Consider the following 19143-nt stretch of genomic DNA (forward strand, 5'->3'; position numbering starts at 1 on the left):
GAGTTCAACCGAATCAGTCCTTTGCTGCCGGTGCGGGTGTTGGCTCGAAAATAGCGTAGAGCAGCTTCTCCGCCCACTCCAGGATCTCCCCGTCGGCCAAGTCCCGTCCGCCAATGGGCGAGGTCTTGGGCTTCGGGATGAAGATCGAATTCAGCGCCGGCTTGTTCGCAGCCCCCGGGTACAGGCGTTCCAAGCGCACCTGGCGCGAAGCTGGCAGGTCTTCAATTCTGGCCGGAGCCAGCTTGATGTGGTTGCCGACCTGCTGGATATCATGCAGCCCCGCAGCACGCGCGCGAATACGCAGGGCCGCCACGCGCATGAGGTTCTCCACCGGAGTTGGAAGCTTGCCATAGCGATCCACCAGCTCATCGCGGACTTCACCCAGCGCCTCGTCGGTCTCAGCCTGGGCAATGTTGCGATAGGCTTCCAAACGCAGTCGTTCACCAGGTACATAGTCGTGTGGCAGGTGGGCATTGACCGGCAGGTCAATCTTCATCTCGGCGGCTTCTTCCTCGCCTTCGCCCTTGTAATCGGCCACGGCCTCGCCTACCAGGCGCAGGTACAAGTCGAAGCCCACACCGGCGATATGCCCGGACTGCTCGCCACCCAGCAGATTACCGGCTCCACGCAGTTCCAGGTCCTTCATGGCCAGCTGGTAGCCGGAGCCAAGCTCGTTGTGCGCGGCAACGGCTTTCAGGCGCTCCAGGGCGACCTCCCCCAGCGGTTTCTCTACATCCCACAGGAAGTAGGCGTAGGCACGCTCACGGCCGCGCCCAACGCGCCCGCGCAGCTGGTGCAGCTGGGACAGGCCGTAGTTGTTCGCGCGGTCCACAATCAGCGTGTTCGCATTGGAAATATCCAGGCCGGTTTCGATGATGGTGGTGGAGACCAGCACGTCGAATTTCTTCTCCCAGAAGTCCTGGATGATCCGCTCCAGCCGGGATTCGCTCATCTTGCCGTGCGCTACCTCCACGCGCGCTTCGGGGGCCAGCTCGCGCAATTCGGCAGCTACCCGCTCAATGGAGCTGACCCGGTTGTGCACGAAGAACACCTGGCCATCGCGCATCAGCTCACGCTTGATGGCCGCGGAAATCTGCTTGTCGCTGCGTGGACCCACGTAGGTCAGCACCGGATGGCGTTCTTCGGGCGGGGTCGCCAAGGTGGAGGTTTCGCGGATGCCGTTCAGCGACATCTCCAAGGTACGCGGGATCGGGGTGGCGCTCATCGCCAGCACATCCACGTTGGTGCGCATCTTCTTGAGCTCTTCCTTGTGCTCCACTCCGAAGCGCTGTTCCTCGTCAATGATGACCAGGCCCAGGTTCTTGAACTCCACGTTCTTGGAGAGCAGGCGGTGGGTGCCGATGACAATGTCCACGCTGCCGTCCTTGAGGCCGGCCAGGATTTCCTTCGATTCCTTGGCGCTCTGGAAACGCGAGAGGGTCTTCACGCGGACTGGGAAGCCCGAATAGCGTTCGGTGAAGGTCTGGTGGTGCTGGGAAGCCAGCAGGGTGGTAGGAACCAGCACGGCAACCTGCTTGGAGTCCTGGACGGCCTTGAAGGCGGCGCGAACCGCGATTTCGGTTTTGCCAAAGCCCACGTCACCGGAAATCAACCGGTCCATCGGGATTTCCTTCTCCATATCGGATTTCACCTCGTTGATGGCGGTGAGCTGATCCGGAGTCTCGATGAACGCGAAGGCTTCCTCCAGCTCGTTCTGCCACGGGGTGTCTGATGCGAAGGCGTGGCCACGGCTGGCCATGCGTGCCGAGTAGAGCTTAATCAGGTCGCCAGCAATTTCCTTGACGGCCTTGCGCGCCTTGGACTTGGTGCTGGCCCAGTCCGAACCGCCCATTTTGGACAAGGTCGGCGCTTCGCCGCCGACATACCGGGTGACCATATGCAGCTGGTCCATCGGGACGAACAGACGGTCCCCCGGGGCTCCGCGCTTGGAAGAGGCGTACTCCGCCACCAGGTACTCGCGCTTGGCATCCTTGCCCGAGCCATTGACCTTGCGGGCCACCAGCTCGACGAACTTGCCGATGCCGTGCTGTTCGTGGACGATGTAGTCCCCGGCCTGCAGGCTCAGCGGATCAACGGCATTGCGCTTGCGCTTGACCGTCAGCTTGCGGCCCTTGCGGTTCGGGTACGCGCTGGAGCGGCCCAGCAAGTCTGCTTCGGTGAGCAGTCCCAGCTTCAGTTCCTCGAAGACAAACCCGCGGCCGGCGGTGGCCTGGGTGATCTCGATCAGTCCAGCGGTGGGTTCCGCGGACAGGTCATCCACCCTGTGTGCCGGGATCTTGAACTCGGCGAAAAGCTCCGAGAGGCGGGCTGCCGGGCCGGGACCCTCGGTAGCCACGACGAAACGCCATTGGTCCTTGACGCGTCCGGCGATGAATTCCATCATCGCCTCGATGTCGCCCTGGTAGCCGTGCGGTTCACGGGCCGGGACACGGATGGTGGCCGCGCCCAAATCCAGCTCGTCATCGGCACCCAGGGAGGTAATAGCCCACCAGGAGACCTTGGCGGCTTGTGCGTGTTCTACGGTTTCTGCCAGCGAGGCAAAATCACCGGTAGCCAGCTTTCGCTCGGAATCCGCGGTGGTCAGATCCAACGGAGCGCTGGCTCCATCCGAAGCCGAAGCCCACGCGGCAGCCAGGAATTCGGCATTGGTGGCGTTCAGGTCATGCGCGCGGGCGCGCACGCGCTCTGGCTCCATCACCAGCGCAATGGACGATTCCGGCAACAAGGACAACAGCGGAACCATCTTGTCCACCAGCAGCGGAGCCAAGGATTCCATGCCTTCAACAGCGATGCCGCCGGCAATCTTGGTGAGCATTTCCTGAGCCGCCGGGAAATGGTTCTTCAGATTCGCTGCCCGGCTCATCACCTGCGGGGTGATGAGCATTTCACGGCAGGGCGTGGCAATGATCCGGGTGGGACCGGGATCATCAGTGGACCGCTGATCTGCGATGGCGAAGAATCGCATCGAGTCGATCTGGTCCCCGAAGAAATCAATGCGGACCGGATGGTCCAATGTCGGCGGGAAAACATCGATGATGCCACCACGCACCGCAAACTCGCCGCGGTGCGTCACCATGTCCACTCGGGCATAAGCCGCAGCAGCCAAGTCCTTGATGACTTTATCGAAGCCCGGCTCGGCATCCAGTTCCAGGATGACCGGGCGCAATTCGCCAAGGCCGGCGACCAACGGCTGCAGCACGGCACGAATTGGAGCAATGATGATGTTCAGGCTCTCATCCCGGTCGTGCAGGCGGCGCAGCACTTCCAGGCGGCGTCCCACGGTATCGCTTCGCGGCGACAAGCGCTCATGGGGCAAGGTTTCCCAAGAAGGGAACTCGGCGATCTGGCCTGCCGGGAGGTAGGCACCCAGTGAGCTGGAGACTTCTTCGGCTTCACGGCCGGTCGCGGTGACGATGAGCGTCACCCCCGAATGCTTGCTTTCACGCAGCGCCTGGCTGATATGCGCCGAGAGGATCGGTCGCATGCCCTGCGGGGCCGCGATTTCCAGCTCTTCGCTGCGCGTCGGGTAGTCATGAGCTGCGCTTTGCCCAATACGCCTGAAGGAAGGTTCCTCGCGCAGGAAATCATGAAGTCCGCTTAGGCTCATGGGGGTTCGGGTCCTCTCATGCAGACGCTTGGCCGGGTGCATTCATACTGTATTACGTCGAAACGACACCACGAACGCCGACCGTAAATGTTTTTCCACGGCCGGAAACGTCAATATGCTGTTTTGGGTGCAGTCCTAGCCTACCCAATGCGGCTTTGCAGATAGTGTTAATACTGTCCGTTGCCGGGCCTGCGATTTCGTTGCCCGGCCACTTAGATTTCCAGATTGGGATTAGCTTTCATGGCATTGAACGCAAGCACTCAGATCGCCCACCCTGCAGACCAGGTCATCGCTACGCTTAGCGATCGTGGCTTTGCCGAGCACCTGACCAAGGTCGCCAACGGTTCCTTGACCGATTTCTCCGTGAACGGCGATACCGCAGGCGCCTTCACCGTGACCACCGTTCGTTCGGTCCCCACCGATCGCGTTCCGGATATCGCCCGCAAATTCGTTGGCGCGACCATCGAGATCACCCAGGTAGACCAGTGGACGGCCCCAGATGCTGCCGGCAACCGCTCGGCTACGGTAAAGATCTCCGTTGCTGGTGTTCCGGTGACCGTCAGCGGCACCGAACAGCTCAAGGCCCAGGGCGAAACTTCCGAGTTCTCCATTGACGCCAAGGTTTCTTCGTCAATTCCATTCATCGGCGGCAAATTGGCTTCGGCTGCGGAGCCATACCTGGGCAAGGCACTGAATTTGCAGGCCGCTCAGGTCAATGCCTGGCTTTCGAAATAAGCCACTCCAAATAGTTTCCTTTCACATTCAATCCCCGGACGTGCGATTTCTCGCAAAGCGTCCGGGGATTTGTGCTCTGAAGCACTGTTGGCGCTAGGGTTAAAGACAGGTGTGCCGGGAAGTCTGGTCGGCGAGAAATATCCATTTAACGAAGTAAGCGAGTTACACGTATGACCCAAACTCCGTCTTCGGGTTCCAGCAAGAACCTGTTTTCGCGCCCCAGCTATAAAGAATCGGTCCGTATCGGCGATATCCTGCGCAAGGAGACCGTCGGTGGCATGGTTCTCATCGCCGGCGCTTTGCTGGCGTTGGTTTGGGCTAACACCCCGTTGCGCGAGTCCTACTTCGCTCTGCGTGATTTCCACTTCGGACCGACCCTTTTCGGTGTGGATCTGAACCTGTCCATCGGCCACTGGGCTGCCGATGCACTGCTGGCGGTGTTCTTCTTCTTGACCGGCTTGGAGCTGAAAAAAGAATTCGTCATTGGCGACCTGCGCAATGCGAAAACGGCAGCCGTACCGGTCGCGGCCGCCTTTGGCGGCGTGCTGGTGCCGGCATTGATCTTTGTCGCTATCGCTTCCATGTCCGGTGGCGGCGAGCTGTTGCGTGGCTGGGCCATTCCGACAGCAACCGATATCGCGTTCGCCGTGGCTGTGCTCGCGGTGATTGGTTCGGCGCTTCCCGCAGCGCTGCGCATCTTCCTGCTGACGTTGGCCGTCGTTGATGACCTGATTGCTATTGTCATTATCGCCGTCGTGTTCACCGATGACCTGAAGCTGTCCTACCTGGGCCTGTCGCTGATCCCTATCATCCTCTTCACGGTCCTTGCCCGTTTCCTTGGCAAGTTCTTCGCCAAGCGTGCGTGGGCCGCGTGGGCAATCCTGCTGCCGCTGGGTGTCATTACCTGGATCTTCGTCTTCGGCTCCGGCATCCACGCCACTATCGCCGGTGTGGTCTTGGGCTTCTGTGTCCCGGTCAAGCGCACCGATGGCCGTGAAGGCATCGGCCTGGCTGAACGATTCGAGCACCGTTTCCGCCCGCTGTCCTCCGGCTTCTGCATTCCGATTTTCGCCTTCTTCGCCGCCGGCGTGACCGTGTTTTCCCCTGAAAAAGGCAGCGGCGGCCTGCTCACCGATCCAGTGTTCTGGGGCATCGTTCTGGGTCTGGTGCTCGGCAAGCCGATCGGCATCATGGGCTCGACCTGGCTGCTGACCCGGTTCACCAAGGCCTCGCTGGACAAGGACGCCCGCTGGGGCGACATCCTGGGCGTCACGTTGCTGGCAGGTATCGGTTTCACCGTATCCCTGCTGGTTTCCGAACTGTCCTTCGGCTTGGAGTCGGCGCACTATGAGCATGCCAAGGTAGCAATCCTGGCTGGTTCATTCATTGCAGCGATCCTCGGTGCCCTGTGGCTGATTCCCCGTAACCGCCGATACAAGGTCCTGCACGAGCGAGAGACCCGCGATGCCGATAAGGATGGCATCCCTGATGTGTACCAGCAGGACGACGAAGGAAAGTAGCCTTCTGGAATCCTGAAGAAATAGCTCGGGCGCCGGCTTCCACATGTGGAAGCCGGCGCCCGAGCTATTTGGTTTTGCTACTATTTGCGGGCCTCGTGCATGGCGACCTCAGCGGCTACCCAAGCGAGCATTGCGCACTTGACGCGTGCGGGGAACTTCGAGACGCCGACGAAGGCAGCGGCGTCTTCCAGCACCTCTTCATCCGGCTGGAAGTTTCCCTTGGAGCGCATCATCTCGCGGAAATAGTCCCTCTTCCCAAGAAATTCTTCCTTGGTCAGCTCTGGCAACATCTCGGCCAGCACCGAGGCAGAGGCCATGGAGATGGAGCAGCCATCGCCTTCCCAGCTCATCGAGGTGAAATGCTCCTGGTCATCAAGCTCTACGCGGACACGGATCTGGTCGCCGCAGATCGGGTTGTGCTGGTGGGACTCGCCGTGCAGCAATCCTTCGGTGGTCTCAACCAACGGCGAACCGATGCGACGCTTCGAGTGGTCCAAGATGACCTGTTGGTATAGCTGATCCAATTCGTTCATTTAAACTCCAAAGTATTCGCGCACGGAGCTCAAGGCCTCAAGCAGGGCCTTGATGTCTTCTTCCGTGTTGTACAGATAGGTGCTGGCGCGGGTCGTGGAATTCACGCCCAGGGCGCGGTGCAGCGGCTGCGCACAGTGGTGGCCCACGCGCACCGCAATGCCGCGCGAGTCAAGGTACTGGCCGACATCATGCGGGTGCACCCCGATCACTTCAAACGGGACAGTACCGATACGCTGCGCGTCGGCCGGACCGAAAACGCGCACGCCTTCGATTTTCGAGATGCCTTCATAGAGCATCGCTCCGAGGTGATCTTCCCAGGCCGCGATACGGCCCATGCCGATTTCATCCAGGTAGCTGACTGCGGTAGCCAAGCCGTGGGTCTGGGCGATGCGCTGGGTACCGGCTTCGAAACGCTGCGGCGATGGCATGTACTCTGCGTGCTCCATGTCCACCACGGTGATCATCGATCCACCCGTGAGGAACGGTGGCATTGCGTTGAGCAGTTCTTCACGCCCGTAGAGTGCGCCGATTCCGGTTGGGCCGAGCATCTTGTGGCCGGAGAAAGCCATGAAGTCAACGTCCAGGGCTTTCACGTCGACCGGCAGGTGAGGCACGGACTGGCATCCGTCCAGCACGGTCAGGGCGCCGACCTTGCGGGCAGCGTCAACGAACTTCTGGGTATCGGTGATGGTGCCCAGCACATTCGAAACGTGGGTGAAGGCAACGAGCTTGGTTTTCTCGGTAACCAGCTCATCAAGCAATTCGTAGCGCAGTGCACCGTCTTCGGTGACGGGCACATAGCGCAGCGTAGCACCGGTGCGGAAAGCCAGTTCCTGCCACGGGATCAGGTTCGCGTGGTGTTCAAGTTCGGTGGTGAGGATTTCATCGCCCGGGCCCAAGCGGAATCGGGCCGCGGCCTCTCCCCCGCGCCCCAAGGAGGCATTGGACATCGAGTAGCTGATCAGGTTCAGCGCTTCGGTGGCATTGGCAGTCCACACCAGTTCGTTGGTGCGTGCACCGATGAACTTGGCGACCTTCTCGCGTGCTTCCTCATAGATCTCGGTAGCTTCAACTGCCAAGGAATGCGCACCGCGGTGTACTGCTGCGTTGGCGTTCTCGTAGTAGTGCTGCTCGGCTTCATAGACGCAACGCGGCTTCTGGCTGGTGGCGCCGGAGTCCAGGTACACAACGTCAACGCCGTTGACTTGGTGCTCCAGAATTTCAAAGTCGGCCTTGATGCGCTCAACTTCTGCAGCTGTCAACGCCTCAAGGGCTTCTGGCTGACCGGTCATCGTGTGCACGTGGTCCTCCGAATAATTGTCATGGATGCCGGACAGGCCGTGGCAAAGAATCGTCACAGGCCTATTAGGCAAGGGGTACATTGGGTAATTATTCCACTCCGGGCCTCGAAGCACATCTAAGTTAGGCCTTAGTAAGGAACGCCTCGGTCCATAGCTTTCCTAATTTAATGAAGTCGAGGACCGCTGCGGACCGTTCAAGTCCCCAGCGGTCCCCGCTTGGCTTCACCGCGCCCCATAGGGATCAGCGGTCAGCTGATATGGAATTTTGCCTGGGCAGCTTCCAATCCCGAGTTCATCAGCAATTCCACTGCGTCAGCGCAATTGTCGATCAGAAACGGAAGATCGGCCTTTTCGGTCTTGGAGAAGTCCTGCAAAACCCATTTGGCAGTATCCATGCGGCCCGGAGGGCGCCCAACGCCTGCGCGCACGCGCAGGTAGTCCTTGGAGCCCATGGCCTTTGAGATATCCCGCAGGCCGTTATGCCCGCCTTCACCGCCACCGCGCTTGAGCTTGATGGTATCGAAGGGAATGTCAATCTCGTCGTGCACGACAATCAGCCGGGCGGCATCGATGCCGAAGAACTTCGCCGCGTTAGCTACCGGCCCGCCCGAAAGATTCATGAAAACCATGGGCTTGGCCAGCACGATGCGTGGACCGCCAACCCCCATGCGTCCTTCGACAACCTGGGAACGCGAGGAGTGGGTCTTGAATTTCGAGCCGACTCGATGAGCCAGTTCATCGAGCACCATCTGCCCGATATTGTGTCTATTGCCAGCGTAGCCGGACCCGGGGTTCCCGAGTCCGGCTACGAGCCAAGTTCCATCACTCATGATGCTCAGCTAAAATCTAGTTCGCTGTAATTAGGCAGCGATGATCAGGTCCATGTGATCAACGGTGCGGTTCAGCGCGTGGATCTGGATGTCCTTGATGGTGGTCTTCACGGTCTTGCCTTCGATGTTCAGAACCAGCTCAACACCGCGGTCGCGAACGGCCAGGGTGGTTTCGCGGCCTGGAAGCAGTACGTGCTGTGGCTCGGAGCCTGCACCGTAGACAACTGCTGGGATCTGGCCATCGCGGCGAGCCTGGCGGGCAGCGCCCTTGCCGAAATCGCTACGTACAACGGCGTCAAGGTTGACAGATGCCATGATAATTCTCCTTAGGAAATGAATGCTTCGTTAAGGCCCTTGCGTGGACTCGGGAAGCATCCAACATCTAGGAGATGAAAGAGCTTTTCCGGCCTTGTCGATAACGGTCCCACCATTGCTGGTGTTTCCCTCGCCTGGGCACAGTCAACAATTCTACCAGCTGCCATCGCCAACGGGAAAACCTGTAGCGAACGCCACTATTCCTGGATTCCGCTCAACGGCTTTGGAAAACAAAAAGTATCGTCCAGCGTAAAGCCGTGGGCGTCATCGCAGCGATAACCGCGCAGCCGCGGCACTCCATCCACCATCCGCAGATAGAATCCGCGCGGGAATTCCTGATCGCCGGGTGCCGCGGAAGCGACGGTCAACGAATCAGCTGGCTTCTTCCCATCACTGAGCACTGATTTGCTGGAAGACGCTTGGTCCAGAAAATCCAGTCGCAGATACGGGCCGGTCATGGCGGGGCACAACTTCAATCCGACGCTGACTGCGCGTTCAAGGACCTGAGTCAACGTTGCTCCGACCTCCAAACCAAGCTGTCGCAGATTACGACTTACCACGGTCACCTTTTGGGGCCGACACAACCTCATCGAAAATCCGGTGGGCTAACAGCATTTTGGCGTAGTCGTTAAGCTGAACCTCTGTTTGGACCATGCGTTGCAGTAGCTCAGCGCGTTCCAGCCCTCCCACAGCGACCTGGCGTATGCCAAGTTCCATACTGCCCCTCTTGGTCCATGATCCACCATAAATAATAGTTTTCCGTGTCCGTATAAGGCACCTTCACCGGGCATTTTCTCGGGCGGGGTATATGGGAATCCGAAGTGTTTGAAAACTCGGTGTTTCAAAAATTAGCCGAGTCAAGAACACGTATATCCCGTATGACGACCGGCTTACGGGGCAACGTGATCACGAGCCACTTCATTGTCGTTTGTTTTGTCACCTGTCAGACTATGGCCATGACTAACTCTCCCTGGGATCAGAAGATCGATGACTTTTACGAGCTTGCGTTTGACGAGTCGAACCCTACCGCCACCATCGCAGCGATGCGGTCCCTCGCTTCGGAACGGCCGCCAGGCGATGCGTCGGCTCTCTTTGAATTGGGCGGGGTCCATGACTCTTTAGGATTGGAAACTGACGCAATTCCGTACTATAGGGCTGCAATCGAAGCGGGACTTGAAGGGGAACGTGCAACACGCGTGTTTATCCAATTGGCAAGCACCCTGCGCAACGTTGGCGCGTCGGCAGAGGCAGTATCAATACTCGAATCCGCGCCTTCATTAGGGAACGACGATGACGCGCGCCAAGCCTTTCTCGCCCTAGCACTATATGACGAAGGTCGTTACGGAGATGCACTGCGTACCGCGCTGCTCGCTCTCATACCTACGCTCGACGGCTACAAGAGAGCCCTGAAAGAGTATGCGGAGGAACTTCCGGGCACCTTTCCGGCCCGTCAGTGAGAAGATCACAGAAGAAACCTGCGGTAAGGAATCCTTTGGAAATTCTGACAATGGTTCATAGAAGGATCCGCTTTTGGACAAGTTTCCCTGAAATGTGGTGAGCCACCAAAGTTGGGAATGACTGGCTGCCGTTGCTTGACCGCCTAAATCTACATAGGTAGCATTAGGGTATGGAACGCTTGACGAGACATACCCCTGCTACAGCTGCTGTCGTTAGTGCGCTCATGGAATCATCCGAGTCGATCTGGGGTCTCCAGATCGTGAAGATGACCGGGTTGAAGACGGGAACGGTTTACCCGATTCTGGAGCGTTTGGAGGATGCTGGCTGGATTACTAGCGAGTGGGATACAGATCTGACTCGCAAGGGTCCCCGCCGGCGGTACTTTAAGTTGGAAGCGGAGGCTGTTCCGCATGCCCAGGAGTACATTTCCACCCAGAGGCCGAAAGCATCCATGGGTGCTGCCTCTCAATCCAGGAGACTCGCATGAGTCAGACGTTGCTGGTACGTGCACTGTTGCGACTATCGCTTTTCGTAACCCCGGCACATCTGCGGCAGGTGCGCTCAGAGCAATGGAGGGCGGATCTTCGGGATTGCAGTGAGTTGGAAATTCCGTCAACTGATGTCGTTGCCGGTGCCCTTATTGCTGGCGCACGTTTGCGGATTGCCCATGGGCTTGCTTCATTGTCCAACCCGACCCTATTCAAAGAGGATAAAGCTATGAAAATTCTGTTACCCACTGCCCTTATTGCTGCTGTGCTGACACTCGGAGGAATTGCTGGGTTTTCAGCAATCTCGAATCACGAGGTTACTCAGATTATTGTTCCCGAGGGGATGATTGAAGAGAATGCTCGGACCACACCATCTGATCCAATGATCATTGATGGTGTCGAGGTGTTGGGAGGTGGTGAGATTGCGCCTACGAATCAGGGTGAGTAAGCAATTTATCTCCAGCGTGAGAATCTGTCGATTTGGCTAGAAGCGCGCTACCCGAGACAGAGGAACTACAGACAAGTAGCGGGTATCCCGCTAAAGGTTCCTCTTACGGGCACTGTCAATGATCGCTTAACCGCCTCTGGCCGGCACCCTAAGGTGCCGGCCAGAGGCTTTGCGAAACGAGGGCTGCTAGGCGCGGCCGTCAAACAGGTTCGTGACCGAACCGTCGTGGAATACTTCCGAGATCGCGCGGGCGATCGTCGGGGCGATCGAGAGCACGGTGAGGTTCTCGAAACGCTTCTCTTCAGGGATTGGCAGGGTGTTGGTGACAACAACCTCGCGGGCACCGCAATCAGCCAAACGCTGGGCAGCCGGATCCGAGAAGACCGCGTGGGTAGCCGCGATGATGACGTCCTTGGCGCCGGCTTCCTTCAGCACGCGCACAGCGCCTGCGATGGTTCCGCCGGTGTCGATCATGTCGTCGATCAGGACCGCGATGCGGCCCTCCACCTGGCCAACCACGGTCTTGGACTCGGCCTGGTTAGGCACGGTCAGATCGCGGGACTTGTGGACGAAGGCCAGCGGGGTGCCACCCAATCGATCTGCCCACTGCTCGGCAACGCGCACGCGGCCGGTGTCAGGGGAAACCACGGTGACTTCATTTACATCGACCTTGGACTTGATGTAGTCAGCCAGCAGCGGGAAGCCGAACAGGTGGTCCACCGGACCGTCGAAGAAGCCCTGGATCTGCGCGGTGTGCAGATCGCAGGAAATCACGCGGTCAGCACCGGCGGTCTTGAACAGGTCGGCAACCAGGCGGGCCGAGATCGGCTCGCGGCCGCGGCCCTTCTTGTCCTGGCGTGCGTAAGGGTAGAACGGTGCCACGACAGTGATGCGGCGGGCCGAAGCACGCTTCATCGAGTCAATCATGATCAGCTGTTCCATCAGCCAGTTGTTCGTTGGTGCTGGGTAGGACTGCAGCAGGAAAACGTCCTTGCCGCGAACCGATTCATCCGAACGCACGTAGATCTCGCCGTTGGCGAAGTCGTAGGCGTTCAAAGGCAGCAGTTCGGTGTCGAGTTCCTTGGCTACTTCTGCAGCCAGCTCAGGGTGCGCACGACCGGTGGCCAGCACCAGCTTCTTGTCGACGTTATGGCTGATTTCACTCATGGGGTTTGCTTTCTCGCTCGCTTCGCTATCACGTATGAGGTTGTTGTCGAGGAAATGAAGTCTGTAGCTGAATTACTCGGAAGCCGAAGAGTTCAGCGAGGACTTGAACGCTGCGTCAGCCGAGGAGGTGCCTGGGCGCTTTTCCAGCGTCCACCCCTCGGAGTTGCGCTGCGGTGCCACAGACAGTGCCAAGGCACCGGCCGGGACGTTCTTGCGGACGATGGCTCCGGCTCCGGTGTAGGCGCCGTCCCCGATTTCAACCGGGGCTACGAATACGGTGTTGGAGCTGGTGCGCACATGCGAACCGATCTTGGTGCGGTGCTTCTTTTCGCCATCGTAGTTTGCGGTGATGTTGCCGCAGCCGATATTGGTGAATTCACCGATTTCAGCATCTCCGGCGTAGCCGAGGTGCGAGAGCTTGGAGCCACGGCCAATCGTGACGTTCTTGGTTTCGTAGAAGGCGCCGATCTTGCCATCCGCACCGAGGTCGGTGCCGGGACGCAGGTAGGCGAACGGGCCAACCGAGGCGCCATCAGCGATGCGCGAGTCGGTGGCGTCGGTGCGCTTCACGGTAGCGCGCTGGCCAACAACCACGTTGGTCAGGGTGCTGTCCGGGCCAACAGTGGCATTGGCGCCGATGATGGTCTCGCCGTGCAGCTGGGTGCCTGGCTTGAGGGTGGCGTCCTGGCCGATCATGACGTCAGCGTCGATCCACGTGGTCGCCGGATCAACGATGGTCACGCCCTGGCGCATCCAGAATTCGGTCTTGCGCTCGTTGTAGATGCGGGCCAGATTGGAAACCTGGACGCGGTCGTTGGCGCCCTCGATCTGCCAGCGGTCAGCGATCTGCGAGGAGGCGACGCGGCCACCGCGTGCGCGGGCGATGGCGAGCACATCGGTCAGGTACATTTCGCCCTGCGCATTTTCGGTGGTGACTTCGGTCAGCGCCGAACGCAGGATCTGGGCATCGAAAGCGTAGATGCCGGAGTTGATTTCCTTGATCAGCAGTTCTTCTGCCGAAGCGTCCTTCTGCTCGCGGATTCCTGCCACCTCGCCCTGTTCATCGCGCAGGATGCGGCCGTAGCCGTTAGGGTCATCCAATTCGGTGGTCAGCACGGTCACGGAGTTGCGGTTCGACTCGTGCGTAGCAACCAGTTCCTGGAGCACCTCGCTGGTGAGCAACGGCACATCGCCATAGGTCACCACAACGGTGCCTTCAAGCGATGGGTCCACGGCTTCCAAGCCCAACTGCACGGCACGGCCGGTACCCGGGATTTCATCCTGGTCGGCAATGGTGATGGAAGGGAACTGTCCCAGAATGTGCTCTGCGACCAGATCGCGCTGGTGGCGGACCACCGCTACCAGGTTCTGCGGCTCCAACGCGGAAGCCGCGTAGAGTGCGTGGCCAATCATCGACCGACCTGCGATTTCATGCATGATCTTCGGCTTCGCCGATTTCATGCGAGTGCCAGCGCCGGCGGCTAGGACGATGACAGCTACTGGTGCGTTGACCTGATCACTCAAGTGCATTCTCCTGCAAATTGGATTCAAGGTTTTGGGCAGAGAAGTAAAACCTCAAAGCAAGTCTATCGCGAGCTCCGGGGTGCGCTGAAACTGGTTAAAAAATAAAAGCGCCACTTGCGTGACGCTTCATCATTGGTTCCGCCCCTAGGATTCGAACCTAGAATGCACAGCTCCAAAGGCTGGCGTGTTGCCATTACACCAGGGCGGAAAATGGCTTGCGCAGGTCATGCCCGACAAGCACGCTAATTATTCTGCCATGATCAGCCCAATGTGCGAAATCGCAAAACACCGTAGCTAAACTCACTTTTATTCTCTGCTTTAAACTGCCCAAGTCCCCTGGCACGGCACACGCTCAGATGGTCCTGCCAGGGCCTCGATTTGCTCCCGGAACGTAAAATGGAAATTGTGGCTCATTTACTCGGGGGCGAAGCCCTACATCTGGAATATCCCACCCATGTCGTTTTCGACTCGGTAACCATCGGCATTTCCGATGGCGACCGCATCGGCCTGGTGGGTCGCAACGGCGAAGGAAAGTCCTCGCTGCTCGGCATGCTCTCCGACAGGATCGAGCCCAACTCCGGGCGTGTTACCAAGCGCAACGGCCTGCGCGTGGGCGTGCTGGACCAGTCGGACACCCTGGATCCCGAAGCGACCGTGCACTTCTGCGTGGTGGGCGAGATGGACGACCACGAGTGGGCCGGCGAAGCGCGCATTCGCGACATCATCTCCGGGCTGGTTGCAGACCTGGACTGGGAAGCGAAGGTCAGCACCCTCTCCGGCGGCCAGCGCCGCCGCGTGGCTCTGGCCGCGCTGCTGGTGCAGGACTGGGACGTCGTCATCCTTGACGAACCGACCAACCATCTGGATGTCGAAGGCATCTCCTGGCTCGCCGAGCACATCAATAACCGCTGGTCCAAGAACGCTGGCGGCCTGATGGTCGTCACCCACGACCGCTGGTTCCTCGACGCGGTCTGCACCACCACCTGGGAAGTGCACGACCGCCTGGTCGAGCCCTTCGAGGGCGGCTACGCCGCCTACGTGCTGCAGCGCGTGGAACGCGACCGCATCGCCGCGGTCACCGAAAACAAGCGCCAGAACATGATGAAGAAGGAACTGGCCTGGCTGCGCCGCGGCGCTCCGGCCCGTACCTCCAAGCCGAAGTTCCGCATTGAGGCAGCCAACCAGCTGATCGCCGATGTCCCGCCGGCACGCAACCCGCTGGAGTTGCAGAAGATGGCCACCAGCCGGCTGGGCAAGGACGTCATCGACCTGCTGGACACCGAGGTCTCCTTCGGCGCCAAGCAAGTACTCAAGCCCTTCACCTGGCGCATCGGCCCGGGCGAACGCACCGGCCTGCTCGGTGCCAACGGCGCCGGCAAATCCACCTTGCTGGGCCTGATCGCCGGGACCGTGGAGCCAACTGGCGGCAAGATCAAGCGCGGCCAGACCGTGAAGCTGGCCGTGCTGGACCAGCAGTTCCGCGAACTGGAGCAGATCGGCCAGGACAAGGTCCGCGAAATCCTCGCCCGCTACCGCACCACGTTCAACGTGGATGGCAAGGACCTGACCCCGGCCCAGCTGCTGGAGCGCTTGGGCTTCTCCTCGGCACACCTGTCGACCAAGGTTGCCGAACTCTCCGGCGGCCAGCGCCGCCGCTTGCAGCTGCTGATGATCCTGATGGATGAGCCCAACGTGATGATCCTCGATGAGCCGACCAATGATGTCGATACCGACATGCTGGCGGCCCTGGAAGACCTGCTGGATTCCTGGCCCGGCACACTGATCGTGGTTTCCCACGACCGCTACCTGCTCGAACGCGTCACCGACCAGCAGTACGCGATCCTGAACGGCAACTTCCGCCACGTGCCCGGCGGCGTGGACGAGTACCTGTTGCTGCGAGCTGCCGAAGGTTCCACTGGCGGGTCCAATCCTTCGCAGGCTTCTTCCGAAACTGCCGCCAAGCCTGCTGGCCCTTCGGGCGCAGAGCTGCGTGCCGCGCAGAAGGAACTGAATGCCAATGAACGCAAGGTCGGCCAGCTAGAGGAAAAGATCGCCAAGGTCCACGCCAAGATGGCCGATCATGACCAGAGCGACTATGAAGGGCTGGGCAAGTTCACCGCTGAGATCAACGAGTATCAAGCGCAGATCGACGAATTGGAAGAACGGTGGCTGGAACTGTCCGAGCTGCTCGGATAGCGTCTGCGTACTGTGACTGAGCTGGAGGGTCCGGAAACGGTCGTTGTTGAGACACACGCAGACGAGTTAAGGCGACGCTACTGTTAGTTTATTTGGTACTGGCTTGCCACGTTACTGGCTGTGTACGGTTCCTAAAATATCACTGCCGTGCGCCTTTAGAAGGGTCCCTGCGACAGTCCCGTCGACGATTCATTGGTGAGGGAATCCAGCTCTCCAGCTACTTGCGACGCCACACGGATGTATTCCAGAGCTGATTCAAGGCTTATATCTCCCACCTCATGAGCGGCGGCATTTCGAAGCGAAGCTAGTTCGGTCACAGCATTTTTTCAGATTACTGGGGGCGGAGGAATCTCGTCGAAAGGCGGTGATGGACGATCCAGCACGTGAGGGCTAGGAACCAACAGCCTTAAGATACTTTCCGACTTGCCGCTCAACCTCGAGAAATGCGTCAATAACCCCGGCCGATGGTTTCACCTTCGCGAGTTGCGATGAGAGCTCGTCCGATGGCTCAGAGCCAACAGTCTGCTCTTGACCTAAACTCTTGATTCCTTCGGACAGGACTTTGACTGCAGCGGTGCTCCACGAAGCCTCAAGCCAAGGACTTTTCAGGCTTTCCATGCTGGGCAAACGGTCTTTTATCGCTTCCAAGAGACTTTCTAATCCAGTGCGGAACTTCATGAGTAGAAAAATGACGGCCAGTGGCCGAGCAAGAGAAGCTACCACCGACGAAATAGAGACGAAGACGTCGGGCCAAAGATCGTGCGCTGACGTTTCGACTGGAAAAAATATACTGCAAACAATGAATACACCACCCGCACTTTCCAAAATGGAGTGATGTCGATCAAGGACGTCTTGGGATGGGCCACCAACCCAATCGTCGGGCCAGCCATGATCGCGACCAAGCCCGAGCCGGAGCGTGCTGCGATCAAGGACGAACTCGACGCCTTGAATGCAAATCCAGCGGCAAAATACCGTAGGCTTCCAATGTCCGATTTCCCATTCTTCCGTCATTTCCCGACGTTGCTGGAAGACCGCCTGAACCACCGAGATGATCCGCAGTTCTTTTCCGAGAGCTGCGTCGAGCGCGAGGAAGCGGCACGCATCGAAGTTCCAATCGCCCACATTGGCGGTTGGTTCGACCTCTTTACCCGCAATACGGTGCGGCAGTTCGAGCTGGCCAGCGAGATGGCATCGACCGATCAGCTCCTGGTCGTCGGCCCGTGGCAGCACGGAAACTTCGTCAGCGAAAAATTGTCTGGCGTCAAACTTCCTGGCAGCACGGTGGATACCAACCAGATCGTGTTCGATTGGATCGCATCGCGCAATCGAGACAGCAAGCGAGATGAGTCGAGCCCATCGGCGTACATCTACGTTTTGGGTGCCAACAAGTGGCGCGCTGAGCAACAGTGGCCCATCGCTGGAACCAAGGTCACCTCCCACTACCTTCGCGCCGACAACAGGCTCAGCGTAGATCCAGGCCCAGAAGGTGAACGCTCATTCGACTACGATCCGCGCAACCCATACGATGCCAAGTCCGTCGTTGGTGGCCTGCCCGATGTCGGAGCACATCACGACCACCCTGGGGTCCTGGTCTACCAATCGGACGTGCTTACTGTCCCGGTCGAGATTACCGGATGGCCAAGCGTCGAGCTCAAAGCTCGAACCTCCTCCACAGACGTCGACTGGCTGGTTGAGCTGAATGTCGTTTCAGCATATGGAACCTCGCGGCTTTACAGCGAAGGCATCACCCGCGCACGGTACCGGAATGGCCGGGACAAGCCCGAGGCCGTGGTGCCAGGCGAAGAAGTCACCTACACCATCGAGATGCGCCCGACCTCGGTCCAAGTCCAACCCGGAGAAAGGATTGAAATTGCCATCTCGGGCGGCAAGTTCCCCACCTACGAACGCAACCCAGGCAGCTTCATCGACCTGAATACGTGCACCGAAGATGACATGGTCGTCTCGCACAACGACATCTTGTCCGGCGTAACCGGTTCCAAGGTGAATCTGCCCATCGTTCCAGTCGAAGCACAGGGGGAATGGATCAAGAACCCTTGGCCTGGTTCCCTCAAGTGGCGCCTGACCATGGGCTTGACGGCACGGGCGCTGATGTCGGTTTCAGGGCACGCGACGACCTGAGCTGAATACTGGCAACTGCCCCGTGGCGCTGAGCGCGCCACGGGGAATTGTGTTCGTACGCCGGTTATGTGGAGTGATTACACACAGCTGAAAGTCTCAGGATCATTCACCCCGCAGCGGGCGAAGGTCGAGCAACGGCATTGATATCTCGCAATGCCTGCATGAACCATGCGCGATCCGCCTAAATAAGGCCAAAGCGAATGAATCGCTCAACGACTAGAAATCATTGATAACGGAGCCCCAGACGCGGCTAGCTGACAATTCAGGCGACGACTACCTATAAACCTAGCGACGATGCGCCACTCGGGCGACCGTGACGACAAGAACCTCGTCCATCGCTTCATAAAGTACCCGGTAGTCACCAATACGAATCCGCCACGCGTTAGTTTCACCTACTAGTTTCTTACACCCGCTAGGACGAGGATCCCTCTCCAGATGAGCAATACCTAACAAAACGCGACGCCGTATACCAGGGTCTAGCTTCTTCAGTTCTTTAGCAGCCGAAGTGGTAAATTCGACGCGGCAAGAGGTCACGCGTCGAGCTCAGCGCGCAGTTCGCTGAGGCTAATGCGCTCGCCATCATCGACCAGCTTGGCGGCTCGATAATCGGCGACATCCCGGAACATCTCCAGTTGCTCCAAAAGCTCAAAATCTTCAGGTCCAATGAGGACCGCAGCAGGCTTTCCATTCTTCGTAATCTGCACACGCTCATGCCCATAGCTAGCACGGCTAACAGCATCAGCAAGACCATCGCGAAGTGCGCGAATCGTGACAGAGGAGGTGATGGAGTTCATTCTTCTACGATATCATTTGTGTACACAATATACATAATGGACAGTTTCAATTGAAAACTAAAGCAT

General features: G+C 58.9%; 16 protein-coding genes, 1 tRNA gene and 2 pseudogenes. 7 read left to right on the top strand and 12 right to left on the bottom strand.

From position 1 onward, the window contains the following. Positions 1-13 precede the first annotated feature (13 nt). Positions 14-3628: a transcription-repair coupling factor gene (gene mfd, locus AAZQ98_RS10030; protein WP_434691866.1), complete on the bottom strand. Its 3615-nt coding sequence runs from the start codon at positions 3626-3628 to the stop codon at positions 14-16. Positions 3629-3868: 240 nt separating this feature from the next. On the opposite strand from mfd, the gene AAZQ98_RS10035 reads away from it, so the two are divergent. Both AAZQ98_RS10035 and nhaA read left to right on the top strand, forming a co-directional pair. After that, positions 3869-4363 (top strand): DUF2505 domain-containing protein, encoded by a 495-nt coding sequence (locus tag AAZQ98_RS10035; RefSeq protein ID WP_105657107.1) that lies wholly within the window; start codon positions 3869-3871, stop codon positions 4361-4363. 170 nt (positions 4364-4533) lie between these two features. Next, positions 4534-5883 (top strand): Na+/H+ antiporter NhaA, encoded by a 1350-nt coding sequence (gene nhaA, locus AAZQ98_RS10040; RefSeq protein WP_434691869.1) that lies wholly within the window; start codon positions 4534-4536, stop codon positions 5881-5883. Positions 5884-5963: 80 nt separating this feature from the next. Here the strand turns inward: nhaA and sufU are convergent, their stop codons facing one another. The 5 genes and pseudogenes from sufU to AAZQ98_RS10065 form a co-directional block, all read right to left on the bottom strand. Continuing rightward, on the bottom strand, positions 5964-6416 hold the full coding sequence (gene sufU, locus AAZQ98_RS10045) for a Fe-S cluster assembly sulfur transfer protein SufU (protein WP_105657105.1): 453 nt from the start codon (positions 6414-6416) through the stop codon (positions 5964-5966). Further along, positions 6417-7709 (bottom strand): SufS family cysteine desulfurase, encoded by a 1293-nt coding sequence (locus tag AAZQ98_RS10050; RefSeq protein ID WP_434692152.1) that lies wholly within the window; start codon positions 7707-7709, stop codon positions 6417-6419. Between the two features lie 257 nt (positions 7710-7966). Further along, positions 7967-8548, bottom strand: coding sequence for an aminoacyl-tRNA hydrolase (gene pth, locus AAZQ98_RS10055; protein WP_105657104.1), 582 nt, complete (start codon positions 8546-8548; stop codon positions 7967-7969). 42 nt (positions 8549-8590) lie between these two features. After that, a pseudogene (locus tag AAZQ98_RS10060) lies at positions 8591-8863 on the bottom strand (50S ribosomal protein L25); the annotation flags it as partial. Between the two features lie 197 nt (positions 8864-9060). Next, positions 9061-9321 (bottom strand): hypothetical protein, encoded by a 261-nt coding sequence (locus tag AAZQ98_RS10065; protein ID WP_434691873.1) that lies wholly within the window; start codon positions 9319-9321, stop codon positions 9061-9063. A 498-nt stretch (positions 9322-9819) separates the two neighbouring features. Here AAZQ98_RS10065 and AAZQ98_RS10070 point away from each other — a divergent pair, with 498 nt between their 5' ends. The 3 genes from AAZQ98_RS10070 (at position 9820) to AAZQ98_RS10080 (ending at position 11257) form a co-directional block, all read left to right on the top strand. After that, the gene (locus AAZQ98_RS10070) at positions 9820-10320 is read left to right on the top strand and encodes a tetratricopeptide repeat protein (protein ID WP_434691875.1); all 501 of its coding nucleotides are present in this window, start codon (positions 9820-9822) and stop codon (positions 10318-10320) included. A 266-nt stretch (positions 10321-10586) separates the two neighbouring features. Further along, positions 10587-10808: a PadR family transcriptional regulator gene (locus tag AAZQ98_RS10075; protein ID WP_434692154.1), complete on the top strand. Its 222-nt coding sequence runs from the start codon at positions 10587-10589 to the stop codon at positions 10806-10808. Continuing rightward, positions 10805-11257 (top strand): hypothetical protein, encoded by a 453-nt coding sequence (locus AAZQ98_RS10080; protein ID WP_434691878.1) that lies wholly within the window; start codon positions 10805-10807, stop codon positions 11255-11257. Before AAZQ98_RS10075 ends, AAZQ98_RS10080 begins: the two co-directional genes overlap by 4 nt. A gap of 186 nt (positions 11258-11443) precedes the next feature. Here AAZQ98_RS10080 and AAZQ98_RS10085 read toward each other — a convergent pair whose 3' ends face one another. The 3 genes from AAZQ98_RS10085 to AAZQ98_RS10095 form a co-directional block, all read right to left on the bottom strand. Further along, positions 11444-12424, bottom strand: a complete 981-nt coding sequence (locus AAZQ98_RS10085; RefSeq protein ID WP_332499429.1) for a ribose-phosphate diphosphokinase — start codon at positions 12422-12424, stop codon at positions 11444-11446. Between the two features lie 72 nt (positions 12425-12496). Then, positions 12497-13948: a bifunctional UDP-N-acetylglucosamine diphosphorylase/glucosamine-1-phosphate N-acetyltransferase GlmU gene (glmU, locus tag AAZQ98_RS10090; protein WP_388024133.1), complete on the bottom strand. Its 1452-nt coding sequence runs from the start codon at positions 13946-13948 to the stop codon at positions 12497-12499. Between the two features lie 133 nt (positions 13949-14081). Continuing rightward, positions 14082-14156: transfer RNA gene (locus AAZQ98_RS10095), tRNA-Gln, on the bottom strand. A gap of 197 nt (positions 14157-14353) precedes the next feature. Between AAZQ98_RS10095 and AAZQ98_RS10100 the strand changes: the two genes are divergently transcribed. Then, complete coding sequence (locus AAZQ98_RS10100; RefSeq protein ID WP_105657291.1) at positions 14354-16144, top strand: ABC-F family ATP-binding cassette domain-containing protein; 1791 nt, start codon at positions 14354-14356, stop codon at positions 16142-16144. A 390-nt stretch (positions 16145-16534) separates the two neighbouring features. Here the strand turns inward: AAZQ98_RS10100 and AAZQ98_RS10105 are convergent, their stop codons facing one another. Beyond that, positions 16535-16822: a hypothetical protein gene (locus tag AAZQ98_RS10105; RefSeq protein WP_434691880.1), complete on the bottom strand. Its 288-nt coding sequence runs from the start codon at positions 16820-16822 to the stop codon at positions 16535-16537. Between the two features lie 135 nt (positions 16823-16957). Here AAZQ98_RS10105 and AAZQ98_RS10110 point away from each other — a divergent pair. Beyond that, a pseudogene (locus tag AAZQ98_RS10110) lies at positions 16958-18283 on the top strand (CocE/NonD family hydrolase); the annotation flags it as partial. Between the two features lie 285 nt (positions 18284-18568). Here AAZQ98_RS10110 and AAZQ98_RS10115 read toward each other — a convergent pair. Both AAZQ98_RS10115 and AAZQ98_RS10120 read right to left on the bottom strand, forming a co-directional pair. Beyond that, positions 18569-18817, bottom strand: a complete 249-nt coding sequence (locus AAZQ98_RS10115; protein WP_105657094.1) for a type II toxin-antitoxin system RelE family toxin — start codon at positions 18815-18817, stop codon at positions 18569-18571. Next, positions 18814-19077, bottom strand: coding sequence for a type II toxin-antitoxin system Phd/YefM family antitoxin (locus AAZQ98_RS10120; protein WP_105657093.1), 264 nt, complete (start codon positions 19075-19077; stop codon positions 18814-18816). The genes AAZQ98_RS10115 and AAZQ98_RS10120 overlap by 4 nt, the downstream gene beginning before the upstream one ends. Positions 19078-19143 lie beyond the last annotated feature (66 nt).

The sequence above is a fragment of the Glutamicibacter sp. Je.9.36 genome (assembly GCF_051129975.1).
Classification (GTDB): domain Bacteria; phylum Actinomycetota; class Actinomycetes; order Actinomycetales; family Micrococcaceae; genus Glutamicibacter.